Here is a 26067-nt window from a genome sequence, read left to right as displayed (position 1 = left end):
CTATGCTTAAGAAAATACAAGAAATGGTACATTCGAAAATAGCCAACAAAATATTTGTCACATCTATACTTTTGGTTTCAATCATACTCTTGATACAGGCTTTCCTTTATCTTTTTGTCATTGATGATGCCCAAATCATCAGTTCACAAGTTAAATTAAGTACCACCTTTGAATCCTTTATGAAAGAGCTAAAAGAAAGCAATTATGACAGAGAATATGCCAATATATTAACAGAGGATTTTTTTATCGATTCAGGACATGCCATCGCTATTATCGATGAAGATTACACAATTTATAACGAAGCTTATATTAAATCCACTTCTCATATGCTCACTTTAGAGAAAGATAATGTCGTCTACGATGTGGCAATCAACAACTCCCAATTCGATGCCTTGCAAAATGATAAGGTATCATTACTGGCTACAAAAGTATCTGAAAATATATATGTGACTCATATGATTGGAGACGATCTAAAAGATGTCATGGATGACGACGTTTTATCTTATTATGATACTCCTGAAGGCCTTATTCTAATTGATGCAGAAATTAGAGATATCACAATTAGTCAATGGGATAGCAATGATTCATTGTATAACCTTTACACCGCAGATGACTTCATAAAAAAATATGATTTTAACAGTCAAAAGAACAATCAAGCATTTGTTTATGACCACGAAAACCTCGATGCCAATACCTTTTATATCATCAGCCACTTTAAACTAGAAGGCAAACTTTACTATGTTATTGGCTACAAAACCATTATAGGTCTTAGAGATCAGCTAGATTTTATTACCCAGTTTAATGTTTTTGTTTTCGTCATCGGCATGATAGCTGCTATCATCATATCAAGGATATTTTCTAAATCTCTTTCAAAGCCTATGGTGGAATTAGAATCGATCGCCAATCAAATGGCCGATTTGGATTTTACTAAAAAAGCCATTGTTGAAAGTCCCGATGAACTGGGTTCACTGGCCAGATCTTTAAACAAGATGTCATCTGAACTCGATCAAAACATCAAAGATCTTCAAGAGAATTACGAACTAAAGGCAAAGGAAGAACAGAGAGCCAAAGATTTGATACTCCACTTGTCTCATGAACTTAATACGCCACTTGGTATTGTATCAGGCTTTACAGAAATCCTGTCGGATGGCATCAATGACAAGCCGCCTGAATATTATTATGAAACCATGACCTACGAGCTTGAACGTATGAAGACTTTGGTATCAGATATGTTGGAACTTTCGGTCCTTGAAAGTGGATCCTATGAAATGAAGCTTGAACCAGCTAGACTCAGTGACTTGATTAATAAGAGCATCAGAGACCATGCAGAAACATTTGAATCAAAAAACATTCGTATCACCAACCATGTCTCAGATGATTTGGTAGATGCCAACAATTCAAAAATAGCCCAGGTTATAGACAACTTCGTTTCTAATGCCTGTAAGTACACCCAGGAAAATGGTCACTTTAGAGTCAGCTCTATCAGACAGATAGACCATATTATTTATAGGTTTGAAAACTCGTGTGACCTAGAAGAAGATAACTTAAATCTTTTATGGGAAAAGTTCTACAGGACTAAAAAGTCTAATACAAGAAAAGAAAAAGGCAGTGGTATCGGTTTATCTATCGCCAAGGAAATACTAGAACTTCATGGAAGTCCTTACGACATAAAAAGGACACCTGATGGTATCGCCTTTGAATTTAGTCTAAAAACAAGCAGCTGATGATTCAGCTGCTTTTAAAATGTGCTTATTGATTTTGGCTTGTCAAAATAAAAATGTTTATCTAATGACCTTAAATCATCATAAGATGTATCTAGTCTTCCAAGCTCGTCAAGTTCAGATAGTGTGATGGCCCCTGTTACCCATGAAGAGAAGTCATTGATTGTAAGACCAATATCAAGCTTCTTTCCTTTACCAATCTTAGCAAGCTCAGTTTCTTTCTTTAAATGACTGATATGAAAGACAATGCATTTATCTGGTGCTTCTAGTCTATCTAATAAGTTTTGCGGATTGAGCGCAAGTGGCATGAGTCCAATAGACTTATCAGCTACCTTTAAAGATATGAAATCTTGAGTCTCTGCTTTTCTTGCAAAATAAGTATCAGCAAGTATATGGTGAAGTCTGTCGTCGTGACTTGGAAGTTGTATATATGAAACTTGATCCTTTTGTGCATAAAAGAAGGACGCAAAAGCTTTTAATGCCTTCTGGTTATAAAGCATTTCATGAACATGAATCTTCTGTGCTTGATGATTGTCTACATCAATACCATTGATGGTAAAAACCATGTAACCGATGATGGTATCATTGTCTCTTGCAATGAGCAGCTTGCCCTTTTTCTTTTTGTTGATTCGTCTTTTACAACCTGATGTTAACAAGCTCATACCATTATGTTTACTGGCAAAGTCATTGTAATAGTTAAATATCAATTCATAATCTTCCTCATAACCATAAGCTAACAAACTGCGATCACCTTGATCCATGAAGTCTTCAGGTCTTATGCAGTAGGTATAAACTGGTGAACCATAACCAAAGCCAAACTTTCTATAAAACCTGGTGTTAAAAGGATACAGATAAAACAAGTCAGCCCCTTCTGATTTTGCCTTTTCTAGAGATGCAGTAATCAGCTCATAAGCTACATGTTTTTTCTTGTGCAATAGATCAACTGCTAAAGAGCCAATCCCCCCTGTATGAATCATATTTCCATGAAAGTTTGTTTGAAAGTTATAATAAAGTAAACATCCCAACAAGTCCTTTTCATAAGCGCCATAGGCTATAATGTCACCTTCAGCTACCAATTCCTTATAGATTTCTTTTACCTTGTCGATTTCTTCTTTAGAACCATCAAAACTACTGGCATAAGCCATTTGCTGAATTCTTGTCATTTCTTTAAAATCTTCTATTTTTCTAATCTCCATATGAGTCCCCCCAAACCATTGTACAAGAAAATAAGAGTCATCGCAAAATGGCTCTTACTAAAGATGCTTCCACATCATCAATTTTTAGTGGCAGTCCTACAAACTCGTAAACTCCTTCTTCCACTTGACTTAAATCCAAACCTTCATATATCAAAATATCTTTAGAGAGCAAAAGTTTATGAGTCGGATGACCTGCTTGCTCTCTTTCAATACCTAAACCATCAATGCCAACACCTTTTATATCGGACTTAGACAAGTAGTCAGCAGCTTCTTCAGATAAGTAGACAAACTCAGGATTGAATGCTTCACTGAAAGAGTTTTTTGTCTTAAAAATTATAAAATCATAAGTGGATAAATTAATAGATGTGATGTCTTTCTTTAAAATACGACGGTTTAAAAATGTGACATCAACCACATAAGCCTTACCAACAAAATGATCAATACCATAGTCTTTTGATGTTTTACCATCAGGTATCATATGTTTTGGAAAATCAATATGAGTCCCTGTGTGTAAGTTTATAGAAAGGTCTGTTTCATAAACAGGTTTATCAGAGACTACTGTAAACTTAGGTTTCTTTTCTGCTTTGTTCTTATATACTTTCATGGACTCTTTGACGGTCATTGTAATATCAATCATATTTGTACCATCCTTTCTTAATGAGTAGATTTTCATGCCAATCACTATGTTTTTCGTAGATAAGAGGCTGAGGTTTAATTTTTTCTATTTTATCAATGGCGTGCCATGACGATTCTATTTCATCCCATGATGCAAACAAGGACTTATCACCTAAAATGACATCCAAAAGGAGTCTGCCGTAAGCCGAAGGTTCATCTCCATATTTTAAACATGAATGACAGTAGTCCATGGTCACATTGTCAATTTCATTAGACACACCTGGCTTTTTTGAGTTAATTTTCAACTTGATGCCTTCGTCAGGCTGAATTTGAATGATCAAGAGGTTTTCTGATACAGAAGACATCTTCTTAAAATGAACAACAACTTGGGCATACTTGTCTTTTAACGCCTTGCCTGTTTTCAAGTAAAAAGGGGTATCTTTCCACCGTCTGTTGTCTACATGTACTTCCATGGCCACAAAAGTTTCAGTTTCAGAGTCTGCCTTAACACCTTTTTCATCAAGATAACCCTGGTACTGGCCTACAACCAGATTGTGCATGACTTTAATCTGCTTAAGAATCTTAGACTTTTCTTCCTGGATAACCTCAGGTATCAAACTTTCTGGCAAGTCCATACTCAAAAGGGCAACAATCTGGAACATATGGTTTTGTACCATATCCTTTAAAGCACCTGACCCGTCATAATAACCTGCACGATTATGAACACCTGATTCTTCCGAAATAACAATTTCAAAATAATCGATGGCATCCTTATGCCATAACATCTCAATAAATGAATTGTAGGCTCTTGTTAACAAAATATTCTGAATCATTTCTTTGCCCAAATAGTGGTCTATTCTAAAAATCTGTGATTCATCTAATATCTTACTTATATGTTTGTTGATTTTCTTTGCATCTGAAAAATTAATACCAAATGGTTTTTCAAAAACAATTCTCCTAAAGCCAGCAGATTCATCAAGATAGCCATAATGGTCTAAGTGACTGGAAATCACCTCAAAGAACCTTGGAGCTGTCGCCAAGTAAAATACCCAGTTTTCCTTTGAAAGATAGTGATTTAAGGCTTCATAATCTTCCTGCTTAGAAAAATCCATCTGATGATAAGTCAAGTGGTCTTTAAAATTGTGAAAGGCTAATTGCTTGGTTACTTCCACATCAAGATCTTTTAAGTAATCTTCTAAAGTTAAAGACCTGCGGCCTATTAGAATCAACTTAAACTTATCGCACAACTCTCCTTCTTTATAGAGAGAGAATATAGCCGGTAAAAGTTTCTTATAAGTTAAATCGCCAGTCGCACCAAAAATCATGAACTGACATTTTTTAACCATTTGAACCTTCTTTCTTATAAAGGGCATGTCCGCCAAACTCATTTCTCATGGCAGCTACCATCTTTTCAGAATATTTCAAGTCATCTTTTGACTTAAAACGCATGCCAAGAGCCGTTGAAATGACTGGTGCGTATACCTTAAGATCCAAGGCTTCTCTTACAGTCCACTCGCCTTCACCAGAAGCATCTACAATGCCTTGAATATCTTTTAAATCTGGTGATTTCTCAAGTGCATTTAAGACCATGTTCATCAGAAGCCCCTCAATAATAGAGCCATTTGCCCAAACTTTTGCCACTTCCTTTTGGTTGATCATAAGTCTTGAATGTTCTAATATTTCAAAGCCCTCACCGATGGCCTGCATCATGCCATATTCAATGCCGTTGTGAATCATTTTTACATAGTGACCTGTTCCTGGTGCACCAACATGTGCAAAGCCATTTTCTACAGAAGTATCTTCTAAGATTTTTTCAACTCGCTTCATGTAAGTTTCTTCTCCACCAGCCATAAAGCATGCACCATAACGCGCACCCTTTACACCGCCACTTGTACCTACATCGATATAACCAATACCTTCTTCCTTTAACATTTCAAATCTTCTTAATGTATCCTTATAAAAGGAATTGCCACCATCCACGATTAAATCGTCATGTTCTAAATATCTTAGAAGTTCTTGAATCAAATGGTCTACAGTCTCACCACTAGGTACCATCAACCAAATGGTCCTGGGCTTTTCAAGTGATTCAACAAGAGCCTTTAAAGAATCCACGGTCTTAACGCCTTCTCTTTCAATAAGACGTCTTTTTTCAGGGCTTCTGTTATAGGCAATCACATCATGTCCGTGATCTTTCATATTTAATGCAAGTGGATAACCCATTTTTCCTAATCCAACTAAACCTAGTTTCATGTTAACCTCCTTTTAAATTCTAAATAAGGTTTGCGAAAACGCAAACCCAATCTAATTATTTCATTGATTCGACCACTCTCTCTACTTGTTCCCTAGTAACATTCAGGAAATCAAATACAGACTGGTCCAGTAAATTGTGAGTCCCATCAGGTGATAAGACTTTTGTTGCATAGTAATCTGCCAGATGAACAACTGACACCAACTCCTTGTTGATCACACGTTCATCCATAGGACGGTGATGGAACATTGCCGCTTCTACATAAGCATAAGGCAGTCCCCAGGAGTTCAGCAAGTAAGCACCAATGTCTTGGTGTGTGGTATGAAAATTCTCAAGTTCCAAGTTAACCAAGGTATATTCAGTCGATTCAGCTTCTTTAATCAAGTCATTGTAGTCATCATTATGGAACATGTAAAGAATCACACGACCCACATCATGTAAAAGTCCTGCCGATCCAAATAAAGATGGCATCCTCTTATTCAAACACTTTTCATAAAGCGCCAAACAAAGCCTGTTGGTGTCCATTGTATGTTGCCAAAGTTTGTCCATAGAATCTGACGACGTGGTAAAAAATGAATTGGTTAAAACTATATTTTTTACATTGTTCAGTCCTAGTGTCATCATGGCCTGAATGATGTTGCCCGTTTTTCGACCATAAAATGCTGAGTTCACCATCTTTAGTATTTTAGATGTAATGGCCTGGTCTCTTGAAATCAATTCAGCCACATCATCCATGTCAGCATCTTTATCTAGAAGGTCTGTTAACTCCATATACAAGCTTGGAAGTGATGGCAATTCCTCAAGGTTGTTTATTTTACCCAGATTTTCTTCATCCATCAAATAGACATTCATCTCTAATATATTTTTTATACTTAACTTCATTTCATAGTTGTTCCAAGGCTTGAACAAGTATTGTGTCGCTAGACCTCTTTCTATCAGCCTTGTAATTCTCTTGTTTTCATTTAAGTGGCTAAGAGCTACTCGAATAACTTTTGGATGGTCTGCCTTGACTGTTGCAAGCAGGGTTTCACCATCCATCTCAGGCATGGCGACATCAGAAATAATCATGTCCACATTCTGATTAGCCATATACTCTAGAGCGTCATGTCCTTTATTAAAACATGTGACTTTATAAGGTTCCTTCTTAAGTAATTTTTCGAAGTTTCTGAGGACGGTTCTTTCATCGTCAACTATTATTATTTGCTTTGTCATGTATCCTCCATTTAAACTCATCACATAACATTTTCTCTACATGATCTTTTTCCAGCTTTAAGAATGTGTATACTTTTAAATCTGCACTGTACTCTTCTTCTCTTCTATAACAGTTGGCATAATAATTTGCCAAATGAACTACTGCAACCAATTCCTTGTTAATGATCCTATGATCCATGGGTTTGTCATGGTGCATAGATGATTCAACGTAGGCAAAGGGTAAACCCCATAAGTTCAGTAAATATGCACCTAGATCCTGGTGGGTCACACCAAATAAAACTTTTTCGTATTCATTAATGGAAATACCTGTTTCACTTGCAAGGTCTATAATATTTCTATAGTCTTCATAATTATGGTAAAGCACAACTTTACCAATGTCATGTAAAAGACCTGCTGAAGCAAATATGCCTGGTATTGGTTTTTTCAAGCATTCAGAGTAAATAGCTGTCACCAGTTTGTTGACAAGAGTTGAATGCTGCCACATATCCATTAACATACCCATATCATCTGTCAACTCTTCAAATACAGAGTTAGCGATGATAATAGACTTTAAATTGTTGAGTCCAATATTCATAACCGCTTGATGTATGCTACCCGTTTTTCTACCATAATACGCAGAATTTGCAACTCTTAAAATAACTGATGCCGTCGACTGATCTTCTTCTATAAGTGCGGCAATGTCATCTACAGGTGCATCCATCGAAACCATTTCAACCAATGTTTCATAAATATCAGGTAGTGTCGGCAAAGAGTCTAAGGCCTGCAACATCTTCATCATCTCTTCTGTGTGAAGAGCCGTTTGCATCTTCATTATCTTTATGATGTTTGCCTTTAAATCTGTGTCGTTCCAAGGTTTAAATACATGAAGTTGTGCCAGATTTTCTAGCGATAACTTTCTTACTAAGTTCGGATGGCCGATATCTGTTAAAGCTATTCTCATGATCTTTGGATAATGCTTTTTTACATAATCCAATAGTTGAAAGCCATCCATGTCAGGCATGATAATATCTGTACAAAGCAAATCCACAGGATGTGCTTTTATATATTCGAGTGCATCGACGCCACTATTCTTAAAAACATACTCATACATATTGTCATCAAATATGTTTTTTAGGTTTCTAATTATTAAGTTTTCATCATCAACAAATAGTATTACCTTCATAGCGCCTCCTACCCCATTATCATACCCTTTTATTGGATATATTAAAACTGTAAAAGAAAAAAATCACGGCAAAAACCATGATTTTTTAACGTATATATTGATTTAATTCCATAGATTTTTCCAAATTTACTTCATCAGCCCTTAAATGATGGTGAATCAAAGCTTCAATGGTCATTGTATCATCACCATTTAAGTAATTTAAAAGTGATTTATGTTCTTCTAAGAGATCCTCTAGTTTTTTATAATCTCGCATATGAAGCGATCGGTATCTTAGATAATGTACATTGAACTGCTGAATCACATCCCATAAAAACAAACGGCCTGCAAACTCAAAGCATGTTCGGTGAAACTCATCATCGTAATCCAAAAAGCCTTTTAAAGATTTTTCTTGTATACAAGAAGCCTGTTCATTCAAAATCTTCATCAAATCATGTTTTTGAGAGATGGTAATCCGTTTTCTTAAGTCTCTGAAAATCTCCTTTTCAAGAGAATTTCTAAGATAAACAATCTGTTCCACAGATTCTAAATCAATGTAAGAAACCAAAGAACCTCTCTGTGGATATATTTTTACATAACCTTCTGAAGCCAACTGTTTTAGAATATCTCTTATAGGTGTTCTAGATAAGCCAAAGCGTTCCGTCAAAGTAGCTTCACTCAGCATGTCACCTGGCTTTAAGGTAAGTTCAAGTATTTCCTTTTTCAACTGACTGATTATATCTTTCTTGCTTAATTTCATAATGCCTCCAAATGTAAGATTAGTATACAACAGAATTATAGTGTTGACAAGGCTTTTATAGGCGTGTATTATTAAGAAAAACACAACTTGTATACAAGTTAAGAAAGGATAGACTATGAAAATGACATGGAGATGGTATGGCGAGAACAATGATTCCATTACACTGGATCATATCCGTCAAATACCTGGAGTAGAAGGCATCGTTTGGTCATTGCATGATAAAGTGGCTGGCGAAGTTTGGGAAGAGGATCGTATCAAGTCAGAGGTTGAATTAATTAGAAGCAGGGGTTTTAATGCAGATGTAGTTGAAAGTGTTAATGTCCATGATGATATTAAAATTGGACTTGATTCAAGAGACCATTATATTGATATCTACATTGATACCATTAGAAAACTTGCCAAATATGGCGTAAAGGTCATCTGTTATAACTTTATGCCGGTATTTGACTGGACAAGAACAGACTTGTATAGAGAGCTGCCTGATGGCTCGAATGCTTTATTTTATGAAAAAGATGCCATTGTAACAGATCCAAAGGAAATGGCAGCTAAAATATTAAAAGGTGCTGGCAACTTTACAATGCCTGGTTGGGAACCTGAACGTATGGCCAAATTAGATGAGCTTTTTGATAGCTATAAAAACGTTGACGATCAAGTGCTTACTGATAATCTAAAGTACTTCTTAGAAAGAATCATACCGGTTTGTGAGGAAGTAGACATAAAAATGGCTATTCATCCGGATGATCCACCATGGCCAATCTTTGGTCTACCAAGAATCATACGTTCTAAAGAACACATCGAAAGATTCTTAAAACTTGTAGACAGCCCATACAATGGTTTAACACTTTGTACAGGTTCACTGGGTCCCAACTTAAAAAATGATATCCCTGATATGATTCATTCATTTGCAGACAGAATTCACTTTGCCCACATTAGAAATGTTAAAGTTTATGACAATGGTGATTTCTCTGAAGTATCTCATCGTGGCAAAGATGGCCATGTAGATGTTTATGAAGTTTTAAAGGCCTATCATCAAAATGACTTTAAGGGGTATATCAGGCCCGATCATGGCCGTCACCTATGGGGTGAAGAAAAAGAATGCAGACCAGGTTATGGTCTTTATGACCGCGCACTGGGCGCTATGTACATGACAGGAATCATTGACAGTCTTGATAAAAGAAAGGCGGAACAATCATGAAACTGAATTACAATAGTCTAGAAGATAAAAGCTTTTTCGATAAAGCTGGCATTACCCTACCTGCTTACGATGTGGCAAAAGTAAAAGCAGAAAAGCCTAAATGGATTCATTTTGGCGCAGGTAATATTTTTAGAGCCTTTATTGGAAACGCAGTACAAAAGCTTCTTAATGAAGGTTTGATGACCTCAGGTATTCTTGCCGTTGACTCATTTGACTATGATGTCATCAACAAAATCTATAAGCCCTATGACAACTTAAGTCTTTTGGTGCTTATGAACTCCAATGGCAACTTTGATACTTCTGTTGTAGCCAGTATTACAGACAGTATTGCAACCAACACGGACTATGACAAATTAGAAGCTTTATTTACAAATGACGACTTACAAATGGTCTCGTTCACAATCACTGAAAAAGGCTATGGCTTGAGATTACCATCAGGTGATTATTTACCTGTAATCAAAAGTGATTTTAAAAAAGGGCCAAAAGACTGCATCCATACAATGAGTATGGTGACAGCACTTTTATACACGCGTTTTCAAAATGGACAGGCACCATTAACACTTGTCTCAATGGACAACTGTTCTCACAATGGAGACAAACTTAAGGCAAGTATTTTAGAGATCTCAGAATCATGGGTAAAAGCAGGTTTTGTTGATGAGGACTTCATAAGCTATTTAACTAATAAAATCTCTTATCCTTTAAGCATGATTGATAAAATCACACCAAGACCTTCTGATCATGTAAAGTCTTACTTACAAGGACTCGACTTAGAAGACATGGATATTGTTATCACAGATAAGAATTCCTATGTTGCACCTTTTGTAAATGCTGAGGTTTCAGAGTATCTTGTCATTGAAGACACCTTTATACATGGACGACCTCCTCTTGAAAAGGCAGGCATTATTTTTACAGATAGAGAGACTGTTAATCAAGTAGAGACCATGAAGGTAACAACTTGCTTAAATCCACTTCATACTGCACTTGCGGTATCAGGTTGCCTTCTGGATTATCAATTAATCGCAGATCAAATGAAAGATCCTGAACTTAATAAACTGGTTCATACAATTGGATATGAAGAAGGTTTAAAAGTTGTGGTTGATCCCAAGATCATTGACCCGAAGGCATTTATTGATGAAGTCATCAATGAAAGATTTTCGAATCCATTTATTCCGGATACACCTCAAAGAATTGCCACAGACACATCTCAAAAGGTGGCCATCAGATTTGGAGAAACCATTAAATCATATGACCGTCATCCAGATTTAAATCCAAGGGATTTAACAGGTATTCCACTTGCCATAGCCCTATGGTTAAGATATCTAACAGGTACAAACGACAAGGGCCTCCACATGCCTTTAAGTCCAGATCCTCTCATGGCAGCACTAAAAGAGACATTAGGTGATATCAAACTAGGTGACCAGTCTGTTGAAAGTATAAGAAAAATCATTTCTAATGAAAATATTTTTGGCTTAGACCTCTATGAGGTTGGATTAGGTGAAAAGATTGAAGACATGTTTGTTTCGTCTAATCAAGGTGTTGGTGCTGTCAGAGAGACACTCAAATCATACTTAGGAGTTTAAATGAGAAAATTTTTAGATAAGGACTTTTTACTGACTAATGAAACAGGAAAGTTTCTATACCATGACCATGCTCAGACACCAATCTATGATTACCACTGTCATTTATCTCCAAAGGAGATATTTGAAAACAAGCACTACAAAAATATGACTGAATTATGGCTTTCAGGCGACCATTACAAGTGGCGTCTTATGAGAAGTCACGGCATACAAGAAACCTTTATCACAGGTGATGGTGATGACTATATGAAGTTTTACCATTTTGCTTCTGTACTTGAAACAGCCATAGGCAATCCCATGTATCACTGGTGTCATCTGGAGCTGCAGAGATACTTTGGCATCTACGATACTATAAGTAGAAAAACAGCACCAGCTATCTGGAAGGCCTGTAATGAAAAGCTTAAGGAAGATGACTTCAGACCAAGAGGTTTAATCGTAAAGTCAAATGTTAAGGTCATCTGTACAACAGATGACCCTCTAGATGATCTTATTTACCATAGAAAACTAAAAGATGTCTTTGATGTAAAGGTTCTACCTACATTCAGACCAGATAAAGGCAACTATATTGAAAGGGATACTTTTCTACCATGGATTGATGATTTATCTAAATCACTTGGTTCTCCAGTAGAATCCTTTGATCAACTTCTTGACGCTTTAAAAGTGAGGATTGAATACTTCCATAAGCTTGGTTGTCGTCTAGCTGATCATGGATTAGACACAGTATCCTATAGGTCTGATTACACCCTTGATCAAGCTGATATCATCTTTAGGAAAAAATTAAATGGTCAAAATCTGACAGATGAAGATATTACAATCTATAAGTCTGCATTCTTTCATGAGCTGGGTAAAATGTACCACAAATTGGACTGGACCTTGCAGATTCACATCGGAGCTCTTAGGAATAACAACAAGAGAATGCTGAAGCTTATTGGACCAGATACTGGCTTTGATTCTATTTCAGATGAGACTTTTGCAGGACAGCTTTCAAACATGTTGTCTGATTTAGACGAACACAATCTTTTGCCAAGGGTCATCCTTTACGTTTTGAATCCTAGAGATAATTATGTTATTGGAACGATGATTGGCAACTTCCAGGGTCAGGATATCAGGGGTAAAATCCAGTTCGGTTCAGGCTGGTGGTTCAATGACCAAAAGGATGGCATGACCATGCAGTTATCGGCCCTAGCCAATTTAGGACTTCTAGGTAACTTTGTAGGCATGTTGACGGATTCAAGATCTTTCTTATCTTATACACGTCATGAATACTTTAGGCGCATCCTTTGCAACTTAATTGGTTGCTGGGTTGAAAATGGTGAGTTTCCTAATGATAGAAAATTATTAGGTTCAATTGTTGAAAACATCTGTTATAACAATGCAAATGATTATTTCAAGTTATAACCTTCAGAATAATATCCAAAATGAAAGGACTGCTTTTGCAGTCCTTTTAACGTATTCTAAATCCTTCTGGCAGTGGATCTTGTGGATCAAGTAATAACTTATTGATTCCCATAATATGAGCCGTTCCAGAAACTTCAGTAATAACACCTTTATAACCTGCTACTTCTGTTTCTTCTAGAACCTTACCACACATCAAGGTATCAATGATACTTAGGTTTTTAAGTGTGTCGCCTTTTTTCATTTCACCCTTATGGTAATGAAGTGCCACTCGACCACCAGTACCTGTACCAGTAGGTGACCTATCCACTTGGCCTTCTGCAAATATACAGACATTCTTGGTATCTAAAATCTGACCGTCTCTTACAACATCTTCATAGAAGATGGTACCGTAGATGCCAGTAATACCAGTATCAACAGGATGCATGATCTCCATTCTTGCTTCTACATCGTATTTCATTTTCATGCCTATTTCAGTTAAGATTTTACCATACTCAGGTAAAACAGATAAGTTAACTTTGTTGACATTCACATAGATGTAAAAAGCACCACAATAAACGATGTCACAAACAATATCACCGTATCCTTCTAAATGGATGCTGATATCTTCTTTATACATAAAACATGGTACATTTCTAAAACGTACTTGTTTAACTTCACCCTTTTCTACATCGGCAAAAGCTGTAATCCTACCTGCTGGTGAATCTATTCTTACGACATTTTCACCTTCTACAGATGGTATTCTTCCTAGTTCAATCATGGTTTTTGTCACCGCTATAATACCATGTCCACACATAGTTGATAGACCCTCATTATGGGTAAATAGCACGCCAAAATCACCATCGTCTGTCACTGGATCAACCATGATACAACCATACATATCATCATGACCTCTTGGCTCTAACATCATAAGTTTTCTCAAATGATCCAAATTTTCCTTAACGTAAGACCTTTTCTTTAAAATCGTATCACCTGGAATAGGTGGTAAGCCTGAAGTAATAATTCTAAGTGGTTCTCCACCAGTATGAGCATCAATACAATCAATCATCCATTTTGTGTTAAACATCTAAGCCTCCAATTCAATCCCTTTCTTTAACTCTACTGCCTTTAAATACAATTTTTCTGCTACAACATTATCAAACAATGCCATGCCCACCGATTTAAAAAATACAGTACCCTCTAGAAATTTAGGACTAAATAATTGAATGTCAGATTCTGAAATGATGCCGTCTTCTAAAGGCAACTTTAAATCTCCTGTCTCATCTTTAGCAAATGGCGTATCTACTAAAATATGATCCATATGTTTTAAGAAAGCATCTGAATACTCTCTCATATTTGGTTTAAACGAACCGATTCCTACAAATGTTTTACCTTTTACCTTGTCAGTATCAAAGATTGGATCATGCGACGTTGTTGCTGTTATGATAACATCCGCTTTTTCAACAAGTTCATTGGGTGAACCTGCTATAGATAGATTATCAAATGTTTCCTTAAAAAGCGGGTTGTAGCCATATGCATCATAGACTATTACTTCATCAAAATCTCTTACTTGACTGGCAAAAAGTGCTTGATAATAGCCTTGTACACCACATCCAATGACCCCTAATACTTTTACATCTTCTTTTGCCAAATGTTTAACAGCAGTCCCACCTACTGCACCTGTTCTAATGGCTGTCAGTACCTGACCATCGATCATGGCATTGACGACACCCGTGTGTTTGTCATTTAAAACAACAATACCATCTACAACTGGTAGATTCTTATCCTTGTTGCCTGGAAACACACTAACAAGTTTTGTTGCATAAGAACTTTCTATCACACAAGGCATATACAAAAGCGTATTATCATCATAATGTATATGCATTCTGTCAGGCATAATAAAGTTGCCTTTGTCTTGGATATCATATGCACGCTCTATGGCTGATATAATATCATTGCAGTCTAAAAGATCTAGCAAGTCCTTTTTACTTAAATATAACATACATCCTCCTAAGTTTAGTAATAGTACAATTATTCTTTGTATTACACTAAACACCACCCAATATTATTGTATTACTTAAACAATGTAATGTAAAGCGATTCCGATTAAATATGTGCTATACTTGTTGTAGGAGGTGGCAAATGATTCGTGGAAAATTAGTAGAACTAAGATTAATGAAAAAAGAAGATATTGAGCTATTTGTACAATTAACCAATGATACATCACATACAGGCCAGCACTTTCCTTACATAGTCAGAACATTATCTGACACCATCAAACACTACAATGAAGATGGCTTTTTTTCTCCAAGTGGTGGTAGATTGCTGATATTTGATTTAGAAGACAACCTAGTCGGTGCAATTTCTTACTTTAAAAATGCCCATTATGTAGAAGGTTATGAGCTAGGCTATCAGATCTTTAGACAGGAAAACCGAGGCAAAGGTTATGTTTCAGAAGCCTTGAAGTTATTCTCAGCATTTTTATTTGAACACTATCCAATCAACAGACTGCAAATATGCATGGAAAAAGATAATCTAGCAAGTGAGGCGGTTGCAAAGAAGTGTGGATTTGTGTATGAAGGCACGATGAGAGATGCTTGGACAGTCGGTGGTAGAAAAATATCCAATCTAACTTACAGTATGATACGTGATGAAGCACCTAAACTAAAGGATTTACTATAAAAATAGCACTTTCCATAATCGGAAAGTGCTATATATTTTCTATGATAACTTCAATTTGATCGAACATCTTGTTGTAAGCCTTCAACAAGGTTTTTTCATCCTTATTTTCTAAAGCGTCAACAATTTCGCTATGATAATCCAAGCCTTCTCTAAATGCTTTTCCAGCATCTAATGGATTGGACCACATTTCATTAAACCAACCTTCTAAATAACTTGTTGCATCTATAAGTACCTGATTGTGCGACGCTTCAAAAATACCGTAATGAAAAGCTTTATCTTCCTTTGCATGGGGCTCACCACTAATTTCTTTTTCTTTCATCAATTTGATAGCATGGCGTAGTCCCTCTATATCCTCATTCGTTGCTTCCCGAACAGCATTCTGTGCTGCTAAGATCTCAAGAGAGCGCCTAACACTTAGGATATCTTTCAAATGCTTTTTTCTGTCACTCACTACAGATTCATCGAAGTGGAAGTTGTTGTTGTGAACATACATCCCCTTTCCATTAATAATCTCTACAATTTTTAAAGCCTGTAAGGTCCTAAATGCCTCTCGCATGGAATTCTTACTTAAACCATACATCTTAACAAACTCTTGTTGAGAAGGTAACTTGTCTCCAATCTTTAATTGATTCTCTATTATGTATCTTTTTACTTCTTTAACGATTTTATCATGTACAACGATTCTTTCAAACATTTGCCACCTCTAGTTCATATCATTCTAAGAACATTATACATGAATCTTTCATCAAATGTAATTAACTTGCTTTTTTTAGACCTTTATCTTCTTTGGCAGACACACCAATACCTAAATATGCAATTACCATAGCCACAATGATTGTACCGTAGTTCATAACTGCCCACGGTGCAAATTTTGAAATAGGTACACCAAGCGTTGATGCAAAGAATATACCCGCAGGTGTCCATCCGTATAAAGGATTTAACATGGTGCCTGCATCTTCAATAGATCTTGATAATACTTTTCTAGGAATATTGTTTTCATCGTACTTCTTCTTGAATATATCAGCAGTTACAAATGTACATGCTATACCATTTGAAGCGACACCTAAGATTATTGCAGCAGTCCATAGCGTTGACGTGATAATCATAAACCTTGATTTAGCAAAGCTAAAGAGTCTAGTTACAACCTCTGTTATGGCATCTACAGTACCTATGGCTGAAACAAACATCAAAGTGGTAATAATCTTTGGAACCAATCTACCTAAAGACCAGAAACCACCTCTTTCAATGAACTTAACAACAGACATAGCCTGTTCATCGACAACATACCAGTCGATCATATTCACTTTAAAACCTGTTCCTAAAGACTCAAAAAGTGCATTTAAGGAAAATGGTTGAAAAATTATAGCCAGTAAATAGCCTGAAAGAGCTGCACCCATCATTGTTGTAACAGCTGATTTTTTCCTATATGACCCATAGACAACTACTGCGATAGGCAGTAATAAAAGTGGGTTAAATGAAAACATACTCTTTAAACTAGTCAGCGTCGAAGTAATTGCAGGACTATCTATACTTGTAATAGCAGGAGGATACATAAAGCCTGCTACTATATAAACAGTTAAGGCAATAACTGCAGTCGGAACAGTTGTCCATAACATGGACTTAACGTGGTCATACAAATCAACTTCTGCAGCAAGTGCAGCAAGATTTGTTGTATCTGAAATCGGTGATAATTTATCACCAAAGTATGAACCTGATACAACAGCACCCGCTGTGATAGCCAAGTTGGCATCTATAGTTGTTGCAATACTCATTAAGACCACACCTATTGTTGCGGCAGATCCCCATGAGGTACCTGTGCACAAAGAAAATACAATCGGTAGTATAAAGGCAATCGCATAAATAAATGATGGATTGATCATTTTAACACCATAATATATGAGCATTGGTAATGTGCCAGCCATGATCAAGGCTGCAATTAAAATACCTATTGCAAGAAGTATGGCAAGTGTTGGCACTGCTGAACCGATTCTCTGCTTCATGGCTTCTTCAATATCTTCCCATTTAACTTTTGCAAATATCATTAAGTACATAGATGTGAAGGTCGTCAATATCACCATCATAACCTCAATAGATATACCCGGCTGATCAAATACAACTGGTCTTACACCAAAGCCATAAATAATCATAACCATAAAGAATATAACTGGTATCAGTTTATGTATGTATTTTACATCTGTATATTTCCTCTCCATTTTTCCCCCTCTTTTAATTGTTTATTCTATCATCTTCAACTGAAGAAAACCAATCATCTAGCTTTTCTTCTAACATTTTATCTCTAAGTTTGTTCCTGCCGTATAAGTTGACTTTTTCGTGTGGGTCGTCTTTCAAATTAAATACATGTGTATCTGGACATGGTGTTTGTAATTTAGGTGTTTCTAAATCAAGTATGTCTGTGTATTTTTCAGGAAATGCTTTAACATCATCATCTAAATCAGAATCTAACTTAAGACACTTGATATGAAGTGCTTCTATGGCTGGATTTAAAAGTTTATAGCCATCACTTCTGACAGCAGCATTACCTTCTACAATTGGATGATATCTTGACCACTGCCAAAACATATCTACATCTTTTAGAAGATCTCCTTTCATACATGAAGAAATGTTTCTACCATCAATGTCTTTTTTGAAATCAAATTCAATCTCTGCCATAGACATGAAAGTTGGCAACCAGTCCATATGGTTCACTAAAGAATGATTTGTATGACCTTGAAGCGTCTTACCTTTCCAGTAAACAAGAGCCGGTACCTTAATGCCACCTTCCCAAACAAGATTTTTATAACCTCTTAAATCAGCATTGTATCTGTTTGTGTTTGACTCTCCTTCACCCCATAATTCGGGGCCATTATCACTGGCAAATACAACAATGGTATCTTCTAGTTTCCCAGATTCTCTAAGTGCATCTACTACCTTTCCAATACCCTTGTCCATCACTTCAATCATGGCATAAATGGTGCTAACTGCCCTTGTATACTTACCTGTCGAATGATATTTCTCAATCAAGTCTTCTGGTGCTTGAAAAGGAAAATGTGGCGCATTGTATGCCAAATGAAGCAAGAAAGGTTTATCTCTTTTAGCTTTAACATATTCTATAGCCTCTTGTGTAAAGAGGTCTGTCATATAGTCACCTCTACATGGTAAAGTCTCACCGTTTCTCTGAAGTGTCTTATAATCATAAAAGTCGCTCCATCCGCCTGTAAAGCCATAGAAGTAATCAAAACCTCTTTTGTTTGGATGGTAAGACTTATCAAAACATCCTAAATGCCACTTTCCAATTAATGCTGTATCATAGCCATTTGCCTTAAATACATCACCCATCGTCACTTCATTAAGTTTTAACCTGTCTGTACCTCTATATTCTAATGTATCGATAACACCAGTTCTTTGAGGATATCTTCCTGTCATAATGCTTGCTCTTGCAGGCGCACACACTGGAGAAGACGAGTAACAATTTGAAAATGTCACGCCTTCTTTAACCAACTCGTCTAAGCAAGGAGTACAAGTCATTTGATCATTAAAGGTGCCAAAATCTCCATAACCCATGTCATCGGCGAGTATAAAAAGTATATTTGGTTTCTTCATATTACCTACTTTCTTACTTGTGATATGTCGACCTATCACCTATCACCTATCCTATAGGTAGAATATCATTCAAAAAATATTCTGTCAATTCAATAAAAAACGATTTCCCGTAAATGTCGGTTTTTCATAAAAAAAGGTTCAAAAAAATAAAATCCTTTGTTTTCAAGGAAAAAAAATAACTGCCTGAGCAGTTATCTTAAAACATTATTTATCATTTTATCAATTAATGTACCGTAGTCTATGCCTGTTTGTTCAAACAAACATGGGTACATAGAAAACTGTGTCATACCAGGTAAGGTGTTTATTTCATTTAATATAACATTACCTGATTTCTTTTCCACAAAGAAATCGATTCTAGCAAGGCCATTACAACCATGTTCTAAAAATGCCTTATGAGCATAAGCTCTAATGGTCTCTACTGTTTCATCTGAAATATTTTTAGCTGGTACAGCCATCTTTTCCTGGCCATCGTCAACGTATTTGGCATCATAATCATAGAAATCATCACCAGCGATGACCTCACCAACACCAGAAACCAAAATACCATCTGATTCTAAAACAGCGCATTCAATCTCTCTTGCATCTACACCAACTTCTATTAGAACACGTCTATCATATTTAAGTGCAAGCTTTAAGCCGTCAAGGAGTTCATCTTCATTATGTACCTTTGAAATCCCAACACTAGACCCCATATTGGAAGGCTTTACAAACAAAGGATAACCTTTTATCCATGACTTAAGTGCTTTCATATTATCATCTGTGACCGCTTCATATAGTTCAAAGAAATCAACGGTTGGAATACCAGCCCTATTTAAAATCTTTTTAGAAATGATCTTATCCATGCAAACAGCAGAACCTAAAACCTTTGAACCCACATATGGTATTTCAAGGGTTTCGAATAAACCTTGAATAGAACCATCTTCCCCATGAGGTCCGTGAAGAATTGGAAAAACGACATCCTGTTTATACAAGGCATCTAAAACATGAGCTGAAATAGCCTGTTTAGACAAACTCTTATTTATTTCATCTGGACCTTCGACGATTTCCCAAATACCTTCTTTAGAGATAAAAAACAATGTAATATTGTACTTATCATGGTGAAGCTTATCAAGTGCCGATTTAGTCGACATAACAGATACTTCATGTTCTGCAGACTGGCCACCAAATATAATACCTAAATTAATTTTCATGAAAAAACCTACTTATTCTTATTTAAAGTTACAACAGCTTTTTCTATTAATTCTACATGTCTTTTGGCAACTTCTCCAGCTTTTTTTGCATCTTTCTTTTCAATAGCATCGTAAATCTTCTTATGCCATTCTCTTAACTCATCAAAGTTGTTGACTTCTGTGAAATAAGACAATCTATATCTTTGCACTTGTTCTGTCAGTGCAGTTGCAATCTCAATCAGTTTAGAATTGTCTGAAGCCTGTAAGATCATATCATGGAATTCATTGTCCAAACTCACCATTGACTCTGTATCCCCATCATCTAAAGCTTTTAAAAACGCCTTATGTGTTCTTAAGAGTGAAACCAAAGCTTCATCTGTCATACGTTCAGCAGCAAGTTCAGTTGCAAAACCTTCTAACAACTTTCTTACTTCTAATACATCTAACATGTCCTTTAGAGATGTAGATGAAACATAGGCACCTTTTCTTGGTACCATTTCAATAAACTTCTCTTTTTCAAGTTTTCTGATTGCCTCTCTTACAGGTGTTCTAGATACACCTAACTGCTCTGCAATGGCGATTTCCATTAAACGCTCACCAGGCTTTAATTCGCCTGAAATAATTGCATTTTTTAAGTAGTCAAAAACAATCTCCCCTAATGGTTTATAATTCCTAATGTCAATCTTATTCATGCCTTCCCCCATCATACGCTTGTACTAGAAACACATCTTTATATTTCCGCCTCAAGTGTTTACTAGCCGTTTCTGCTTTTTTATAATTTTTAAAAATGCCGAAGACAGTTGGACCACTCCCACTCATCATGGTGCCAAGAGCTCCATATTCACGCATTTTACTTTCAATTTGCCCTATAATTGAATGTCTTTTAGATGTTACTTCTTCTAAAACATTGTACATATTTTTTGCAATAAACCTATAGTCGTTTTTGTGCATGGCTTCTATAAGCTTTTCATTATCTGGATGCTTTTCAACTTTATCTAAATCAAAGTTCTTATAAACTGATTGAGTTGAAACACCAATTGGTGGTTTAACCAGTACCATCCAAGTATTTTTCAAACTTGGAATCACTTCAAGTTCTTCACCAATGCCTCTGGCAACGGCAGCACCACCCTCAATACAAAATGGTATATCTGCACCATGTTTAACTGCAATCTCTTTCATCTCCTCTAAAGACATGTTTAAGTCAAACAAGATGTTTAAACCCATGATAACACCTGCTGCATCGGCACTACCGCCTGCAAGGCCAGCTGCTACTGGGATGACCTTCTTAATCTCAATATGAATACCCGATTCAATATGCTTCATCTCCAAAACATCCTTTGCAATCTTATAGGCTATGTTTCTAGAATCACTTGGAACATAATAACAGTCGGTATGAATGGTTATGTCCTGATCGGTCTTTCTAATTTCTATGTCATCATATAATGTAATTTGCTGCATAATCATTTCAACATCATGATAGCCATTGGGCCTTTTACCAAGTATATCTAGAGATAGATTTACCTTGGCATATGCCTTCATTTTTATTGTGTCCATTCTCACCTCATGTTTTTAGTATACATAATACATTGTGCAATTTAATTATAATCAAAAACGGCAAAAAAAGCCACAAAAAAGCACCTAATACTCCATAAATATAACAATCTATCGTATTTAAAAGGTCAAAAAAGAGTACTTGCTAAGAAGTACTCTTTACAACCACTTTTTTTAGATGTTTTTGAGGAACTTTTTCATCAACTTTTTTGCTGGTCAGTTTAAGTAAAAGAGGTGTCAAAACGGATGATACAATCACTAAAAGAATGATTCCTGTGAAGATACCTTCTCCAATAAAACCTGATTTTAAGCCTATATTGGCAATGATTAAGGCAACTTCTGCACGAGGCACCATACTGATGCCTATCTGTAAGGCATCTCTTTTATCAAAGTCAGACAAACGACCGCCTATATATGATCCAATGACTTTACTAACTATACCTATAGTGGTTACAAATAAAGCCATCCATATATGTTCTCCTATAATCTTTAAGTTGACGCTCATACCGATATTTACAAAGAATATTGGAATAAAAAAGCCAGTACCGAACTTTTCGATTTCACCAAAAACTTTGTGTTTAATTGGCGTTGTAGAAATAATCAAACCTACAAAGTAAGCACCAATTATTGCAGCCATACCAAACTCACTGGCTGTAATGGCAAATAACAAAGTCAGAAGAAATGATCCTGCTAATAAGTGGCTAGAAGATATTTTGTTAAACCACTTCTTGTTCTTAAAGATAAACTTTGAAATTAAGCCACCTACAAGGGATATCAAAACAAAGAACAAGATGATTTTACCTACTAAAAGCGCAATGCTAGATTGTGATTTTCCAAATATACCAAGGGCTATGGCAAGTATCAAAACACCCGCCACATCATCTATAATAGCAGCACCTAAAATGCTCATGCCAAATCTGGACTTTAGCCTGCCCATTTCAGATAAGGTTTGAATGGCAATCCCCATACTGGTTGCTGTTAGAATTACACCTAAGAAGACACCCTCTTGCACCACAAAAGTATCGCTAACAAGATAAAGACCTAAAAAGCCCATACCAAATGGGACGATAATGCCGCCTAGAGCGATTTTGGATGAATTCTCGAAGGATGACTTCAGTTCTTCTAAATCTGTCTCTAGACCCGCTAAAAACATGAGGAGAATGACCCCTAACTCTGCTAGGTGACTGATAAAGTCACTTTGTTCTACAAAACCTAAAAGTGACGGTCCTATCAATACACCTGCCAGTATCTGACCCAATATTCTGGGTTGACCTAAATGTTTGCTTATCATACCTCCTGCTATGGCAGCAAATAATATGATGAGTAACTGAATCATAAAGCCTGTATCCGCGTGCATAATGCCTCCTTTTTTATTTAGTTAGAATAAAACTAAATAATATAATAAAAAATTTATTTAAGTGCTTTTTCTAACAAAGCTATTAAAGTCTCTTGTTCCTTTTTATCTAAGTTATCCAACAGTTCTTCTGTGGCTCTATAAAATGCATCTCTTTCAATTGAAATCACATCATTACCAAGTCTTGTTAATCTAACATGGAAAATACGCTTATCATGGTTATCCTGAACCTTTTCAACAAGTCCTTCTTTTATAAATTTATTGACCATCACTGTTACAGAAGGATTGGATAACTTCATTTCTTCTGCTAGTTGAGACAGTGTCGGCTCGTCCATTTCAGATATACGATGCAAATATTCATAGTGGTTGAATGTTAAATGACTCAGTGACGTATGAGATAATCTAGATTTTAAATACTCTATACAATATGCATCATAACGCTTGTATAACTTCTCAAATGCTTTCATGGGGCTCCTTAATTAGTTTTAAACTAACTAATATTTTATAGACCAAAGGCCTTTTCGTCAAGTTCTTTTATAGATTGATAAGAAAAGGCAGCCTAAGCTGCCCGTAACTACATCTTAATTAATGTACCTGTCTTACCTGCAATACCATCTGCAGCTTTTTCTAATGAAGTGATTAATGCTCTTCTACCTGGCTTTGACTCAGCAAATGCCATACAAGCCTTAACTTTAGGAAGCATTGATCCTGGTGCAAAGTGACCTTCTTCAATGTACTGGTTACACTCTTCCATATTAAGCTCTGCTAGCCATTTTTCATTTTCTTTACCGAAGTTGATTGCTACTTGCTCAACAGCAGTTAAAATGATTAAGTAATCTGCATCAACGATTTCAGCTAATTTTGAAGAAGCGAAATCTTTATCGATTACTGCTGGTACACCTACAAGCTTGTTGCCTTCTTGTACAACTGGAATACCACCACCACCAACAGAGATAACCACGTGGTTCTTCTCTACTAATGCCATTACTGTATCTTTTTCTGCTACATCAACTGGCTTTGGTGAAGGTACAACTCTTCTCCAACCTCTACCTGCATCTTCAACCATGTCATAACCTTTAGTCTCGATTAAAACATCAGCTTCTTCTTTTGAATAGAAAGCACCAATTGGCTTTGTAGGGTTTTCAAATGCTGGATCGTCTTTATCAACGATTACTTGTGTGATTACTGTTGCTACAGGGATTTGCATGTCTCTGTTTAATAATTCTTCTCTGATAGCATTTTGTAGATGGTAACCGATGTAACCCTGGCTCATTGCACCACACTCTGGGAATGGCATATCTGGTGTACCCGAATCTGAACCTGCTGATGTTGCCATCGCTAAGTTGATCATACCAACTTGTGGACCGTTACCATGTGCTAAAACAACTTCATGACCTTCAGCGATAAGATCAACGATTGGCTTAGCTGTCCTTTTAACTAACTCTAACTGCTCTACTGGCGTTTTACCTAAAGCGTTACCACCAAGAGCAACAACGATTTTATCTTTCATATTTTCCTCCATACAAAAACAACAAAAACAACCCTAATAAAACTTAATAGAATTGATCATGATGCTCTCGTCAAAATGTCAATTTTATAAATATGACAGCCCATAAGGGCTGTCATAATGTTTAAAGGTTGTTTCTTATAAGTTACCCATAGTTGCACACATAACAGCCTTGATTGTATGCATTCTGTTTTCAGCTTCATCAAATACCACTGAGTTAGGCATTCTGAATACTTCATCAGTAACTTCCATTTCCTTAATACCAAATTTCTCTTCGATTTCAGCACCAACACCTGTTAAGTTGTCATGGAATGCTGGTAAACAGTGCATGAAGATTACATCTGGGTTTTCAGTTTTCTTAACCATATCCATGTTTACTTGGTATGGAGATAATTGCTTGATTCTTTCTTCAAACATATGCTCTTCACCCATAGATACCCAAACGTCAGTGTAAAGTACGTCAGCACCTTTAACATCATCAACGTTTTCAGTTAAAGTGATTGTACCACCTGTAGTTTTACAAACTTCTAACATTTCTTCAACTAATGCTTCTTCTGGGAATAATTCTTTTGGCGCTAAAGCAACAAAGTCCATACCTAATTTAGCAGCACCAATCATTAATGAGTTACCCATGTTGTTTCTTGCATCACCAGCGTATACAAACTTAACTTTGTTAAGTGGCTTAGCTACGTGCTCTGTAACAGTTAAGAAGTCAGCTAAAATTTGAGTTGGGTGGTAAAGGTCAGTTAAACCATTCCATACTGGAACACCTGCATGCTCAGCTAATTCTTCTACAGTTTTTTGAGCAAAACCTCTGAACTCGATACCATCATAGAATCTACCTAATACTTTAGCAGTATCTTCGATAGTCTCTTTTTTACCCATTTGGCTACCTGTTAAGAAAGTTACATTTGCACCTTCATCAAAACAAGCTACTTCAAATGCACATCTAGTTCTTGTTGAGTTCTTTTCAAAGATTAAAACAACGTTTTTACCTGATAAAAGGTCACCTTTGATTCCAGCTCTCTTCTTTGCTTTAAGATCAGCTGATAAGTTTAACATGTACTTGATTTCCTCTGTTGTGAAATCTTTTAAAGTTACAAAATTTCTTCCTCTTAAATTTACTGGCATTTTGGATCCTCCTTAAATTTATAAAACTCATTTAATT

General features: G+C 36.1%; 24 protein-coding genes. 5 read left to right on the top strand and 19 right to left on the bottom strand.

Translation table 11 applies throughout. The features are described from left to right. Positions 1 to 2 precede the first annotated feature (2 nt). Positions 3 to 1724, top strand: coding sequence for a HAMP domain-containing sensor histidine kinase (locus tag EZV73_RS05160; protein ID WP_240838971.1), 1722 nt, complete (start codon positions 3 to 5; stop codon positions 1722 to 1724). A 14-nt stretch (positions 1725 to 1738) separates the two neighbouring features. On the opposite strand, the gene eis is transcribed toward EZV73_RS05160, so the two are convergent. From eis to EZV73_RS05125, 7 genes are all read right to left on the bottom strand, one after another. Next, positions 1739 to 2917, bottom strand: coding sequence for an enhanced intracellular survival protein Eis (gene eis / locus EZV73_RS05155; protein ID WP_240838969.1), 1179 nt, complete (start codon positions 2915 to 2917; stop codon positions 1739 to 1741). Between the two features lie 37 nt (positions 2918 to 2954). Continuing rightward, on the bottom strand, positions 2955 to 3554 hold the full coding sequence (locus tag EZV73_RS05150; protein WP_240838967.1) for a cyclase family protein: 600 nt from the start codon (positions 3552 to 3554) through the stop codon (positions 2955 to 2957). Next, positions 3547 to 4878: a glucose-6-phosphate dehydrogenase gene (gene zwf / locus EZV73_RS05145; RefSeq protein ID WP_240838965.1), complete on the bottom strand. Its 1332-nt coding sequence runs from the start codon at positions 4876 to 4878 to the stop codon at positions 3547 to 3549. Before zwf ends, EZV73_RS05150 begins: the two co-directional genes overlap by 8 nt. Next, on the bottom strand, positions 4871 to 5782 hold the full coding sequence (gene gnd, locus EZV73_RS05140) for a phosphogluconate dehydrogenase (NAD(+)-dependent, decarboxylating) (RefSeq protein WP_240838963.1): 912 nt from the start codon (positions 5780 to 5782) through the stop codon (positions 4871 to 4873). The genes zwf and gnd overlap by 8 nt, the downstream gene beginning before the upstream one ends. A 55-nt stretch (positions 5783 to 5837) precedes the next feature. Next, positions 5838 to 6992 carry a response regulator gene (locus EZV73_RS05135; protein ID WP_240838961.1) on the bottom strand — a complete coding sequence of 385 codons (1155 nt, stop codon included), beginning with the start codon at positions 6990 to 6992 and terminating at the stop codon, positions 5838 to 5840. Next, positions 6967 to 8154 (bottom strand): response regulator, encoded by a 1188-nt coding sequence (locus EZV73_RS05130; protein WP_240838960.1) that lies wholly within the window; start codon positions 8152 to 8154, stop codon positions 6967 to 6969. The genes EZV73_RS05135 and EZV73_RS05130 overlap by 26 nt, the downstream gene beginning before the upstream one ends. Before the next feature lie 85 nt (positions 8155 to 8239). Then, positions 8240 to 8890: a GntR family transcriptional regulator gene (locus EZV73_RS05125; protein WP_240838958.1), complete on the bottom strand. Its 651-nt coding sequence runs from the start codon at positions 8888 to 8890 to the stop codon at positions 8240 to 8242. Between the two features lie 115 nt (positions 8891 to 9005). Here EZV73_RS05125 and uxuA point away from each other — a divergent pair, with 115 nt between their 5' ends. The 3 genes from uxuA to uxaC are packed head-to-tail and all read left to right on the top strand — an operon-like array spanning position 9006 to position 13060. After that, positions 9006 to 10085 carry a mannonate dehydratase gene (gene uxuA / locus EZV73_RS05120; protein WP_240838956.1) on the top strand — a complete coding sequence of 360 codons (1080 nt, stop codon included), beginning with the start codon at positions 9006 to 9008 and terminating at the stop codon, positions 10083 to 10085. Then, on the top strand, positions 10082 to 11665 hold the full coding sequence (locus EZV73_RS05115) for a mannitol dehydrogenase family protein (protein ID WP_240838954.1): 1584 nt from the start codon (positions 10082 to 10084) through the stop codon (positions 11663 to 11665). Before uxuA ends, EZV73_RS05115 begins: the two co-directional genes overlap by 4 nt. Next, complete coding sequence (gene uxaC / locus EZV73_RS05110; protein ID WP_240838952.1) at positions 11666 to 13060, top strand: glucuronate isomerase; 1395 nt, start codon at positions 11666 to 11668, stop codon at positions 13058 to 13060. A gap of 46 nt (positions 13061 to 13106) precedes the next feature. Here the strand turns inward: uxaC and EZV73_RS05105 are convergent, their stop codons facing one another. Together EZV73_RS05105 and EZV73_RS05100 are read right to left on the bottom strand one after the other, a co-directional pair. Beyond that, positions 13107 to 14123: a proline racemase family protein gene (locus EZV73_RS05105; protein ID WP_240838950.1), complete on the bottom strand. Its 1017-nt coding sequence runs from the start codon at positions 14121 to 14123 to the stop codon at positions 13107 to 13109. Next, on the bottom strand, positions 14124 to 15038 hold the full coding sequence (locus EZV73_RS05100; RefSeq protein ID WP_240838948.1) for an ornithine cyclodeaminase family protein: 915 nt from the start codon (positions 15036 to 15038) through the stop codon (positions 14124 to 14126). A 140-nt stretch (positions 15039 to 15178) separates the two neighbouring features. On the opposite strand from EZV73_RS05100, the gene EZV73_RS05095 reads away from it, so the two are divergent. After that, positions 15179 to 15718 carry a GNAT family N-acetyltransferase gene (locus tag EZV73_RS05095; RefSeq protein WP_240838946.1) on the top strand — a complete coding sequence of 180 codons (540 nt, stop codon included), beginning with the start codon at positions 15179 to 15181 and terminating at the stop codon, positions 15716 to 15718. Between the two features lie 28 nt (positions 15719 to 15746). Here EZV73_RS05095 and EZV73_RS05090 read toward each other — a convergent pair whose 3' ends face one another. From EZV73_RS05090 to argF, 10 genes are all read right to left on the bottom strand, one after another. Continuing rightward, positions 15747 to 16412 carry a FadR/GntR family transcriptional regulator gene (locus EZV73_RS05090; RefSeq protein WP_240838944.1) on the bottom strand — a complete coding sequence of 222 codons (666 nt, stop codon included), beginning with the start codon at positions 16410 to 16412 and terminating at the stop codon, positions 15747 to 15749. A 61-nt stretch (positions 16413 to 16473) separates the two neighbouring features. After that, positions 16474 to 17931, bottom strand: a complete 1458-nt coding sequence (locus EZV73_RS05085) for a Na+/H+ antiporter NhaC family protein (protein ID WP_240838942.1) — start codon at positions 17929 to 17931, stop codon at positions 16474 to 16476. A gap of 13 nt (positions 17932 to 17944) precedes the next feature. Further along, the gene (locus EZV73_RS05080) at positions 17945 to 19318 is read right to left on the bottom strand and encodes a sulfatase-like hydrolase/transferase (RefSeq protein WP_240838940.1); all 1374 of its coding nucleotides are present in this window, start codon (positions 19316 to 19318) and stop codon (positions 17945 to 17947) included. A gap of 191 nt (positions 19319 to 19509) precedes the next feature. Further along, positions 19510 to 20508 (bottom strand): D-alanine--D-alanine ligase family protein, encoded by a 999-nt coding sequence (locus EZV73_RS05075; RefSeq protein WP_240838938.1) that lies wholly within the window; start codon positions 20506 to 20508, stop codon positions 19510 to 19512. 8 nt (positions 20509 to 20516) lie between these two features. Next, complete coding sequence (locus EZV73_RS05070; protein ID WP_240838936.1) at positions 20517 to 21179, bottom strand: GntR family transcriptional regulator; 663 nt, start codon at positions 21177 to 21179, stop codon at positions 20517 to 20519. Further along, the gene (gene ispE / locus EZV73_RS05065) at positions 21172 to 22041 is read right to left on the bottom strand and encodes a 4-(cytidine 5'-diphospho)-2-C-methyl-D-erythritol kinase (RefSeq protein ID WP_255812842.1); all 870 of its coding nucleotides are present in this window, start codon (positions 22039 to 22041) and stop codon (positions 21172 to 21174) included. Before ispE ends, EZV73_RS05070 begins: the two co-directional genes overlap by 8 nt. A 142-nt stretch (positions 22042 to 22183) precedes the next feature. Continuing rightward, complete coding sequence (locus tag EZV73_RS05060; RefSeq protein WP_240838934.1) at positions 22184 to 23395, bottom strand: cation:proton antiporter; 1212 nt, start codon at positions 23393 to 23395, stop codon at positions 22184 to 22186. A gap of 53 nt (positions 23396 to 23448) precedes the next feature. After that, a complete protein-coding gene (locus EZV73_RS05055; RefSeq protein WP_240838932.1) occupies positions 23449 to 23859 on the bottom strand; it encodes a MarR family winged helix-turn-helix transcriptional regulator in 411 nt (136 codons plus the stop codon). Positions 23860 to 23966: 107 nt separating this feature from the next. Continuing rightward, positions 23967 to 24902: a carbamate kinase gene (gene arcC / locus EZV73_RS05050; protein ID WP_240838930.1), complete on the bottom strand. Its 936-nt coding sequence runs from the start codon at positions 24900 to 24902 to the stop codon at positions 23967 to 23969. Between the two features lie 135 nt (positions 24903 to 25037). After that, positions 25038 to 26030: an ornithine carbamoyltransferase gene (gene argF, locus EZV73_RS05045; RefSeq protein WP_240838928.1), complete on the bottom strand. Its 993-nt coding sequence runs from the start codon at positions 26028 to 26030 to the stop codon at positions 25038 to 25040. Positions 26031 to 26067: the final 37 nt, after the last annotated feature.

Source organism: Acidaminobacter sp. JC074, from assembly GCF_022496765.1.
Taxonomy (GTDB): Bacteria; Bacillota; Clostridia; order Peptostreptococcales; family Acidaminobacteraceae; genus JABXKX01.
This window is presented reverse-complemented; position numbering and strand designations above follow the sequence as displayed.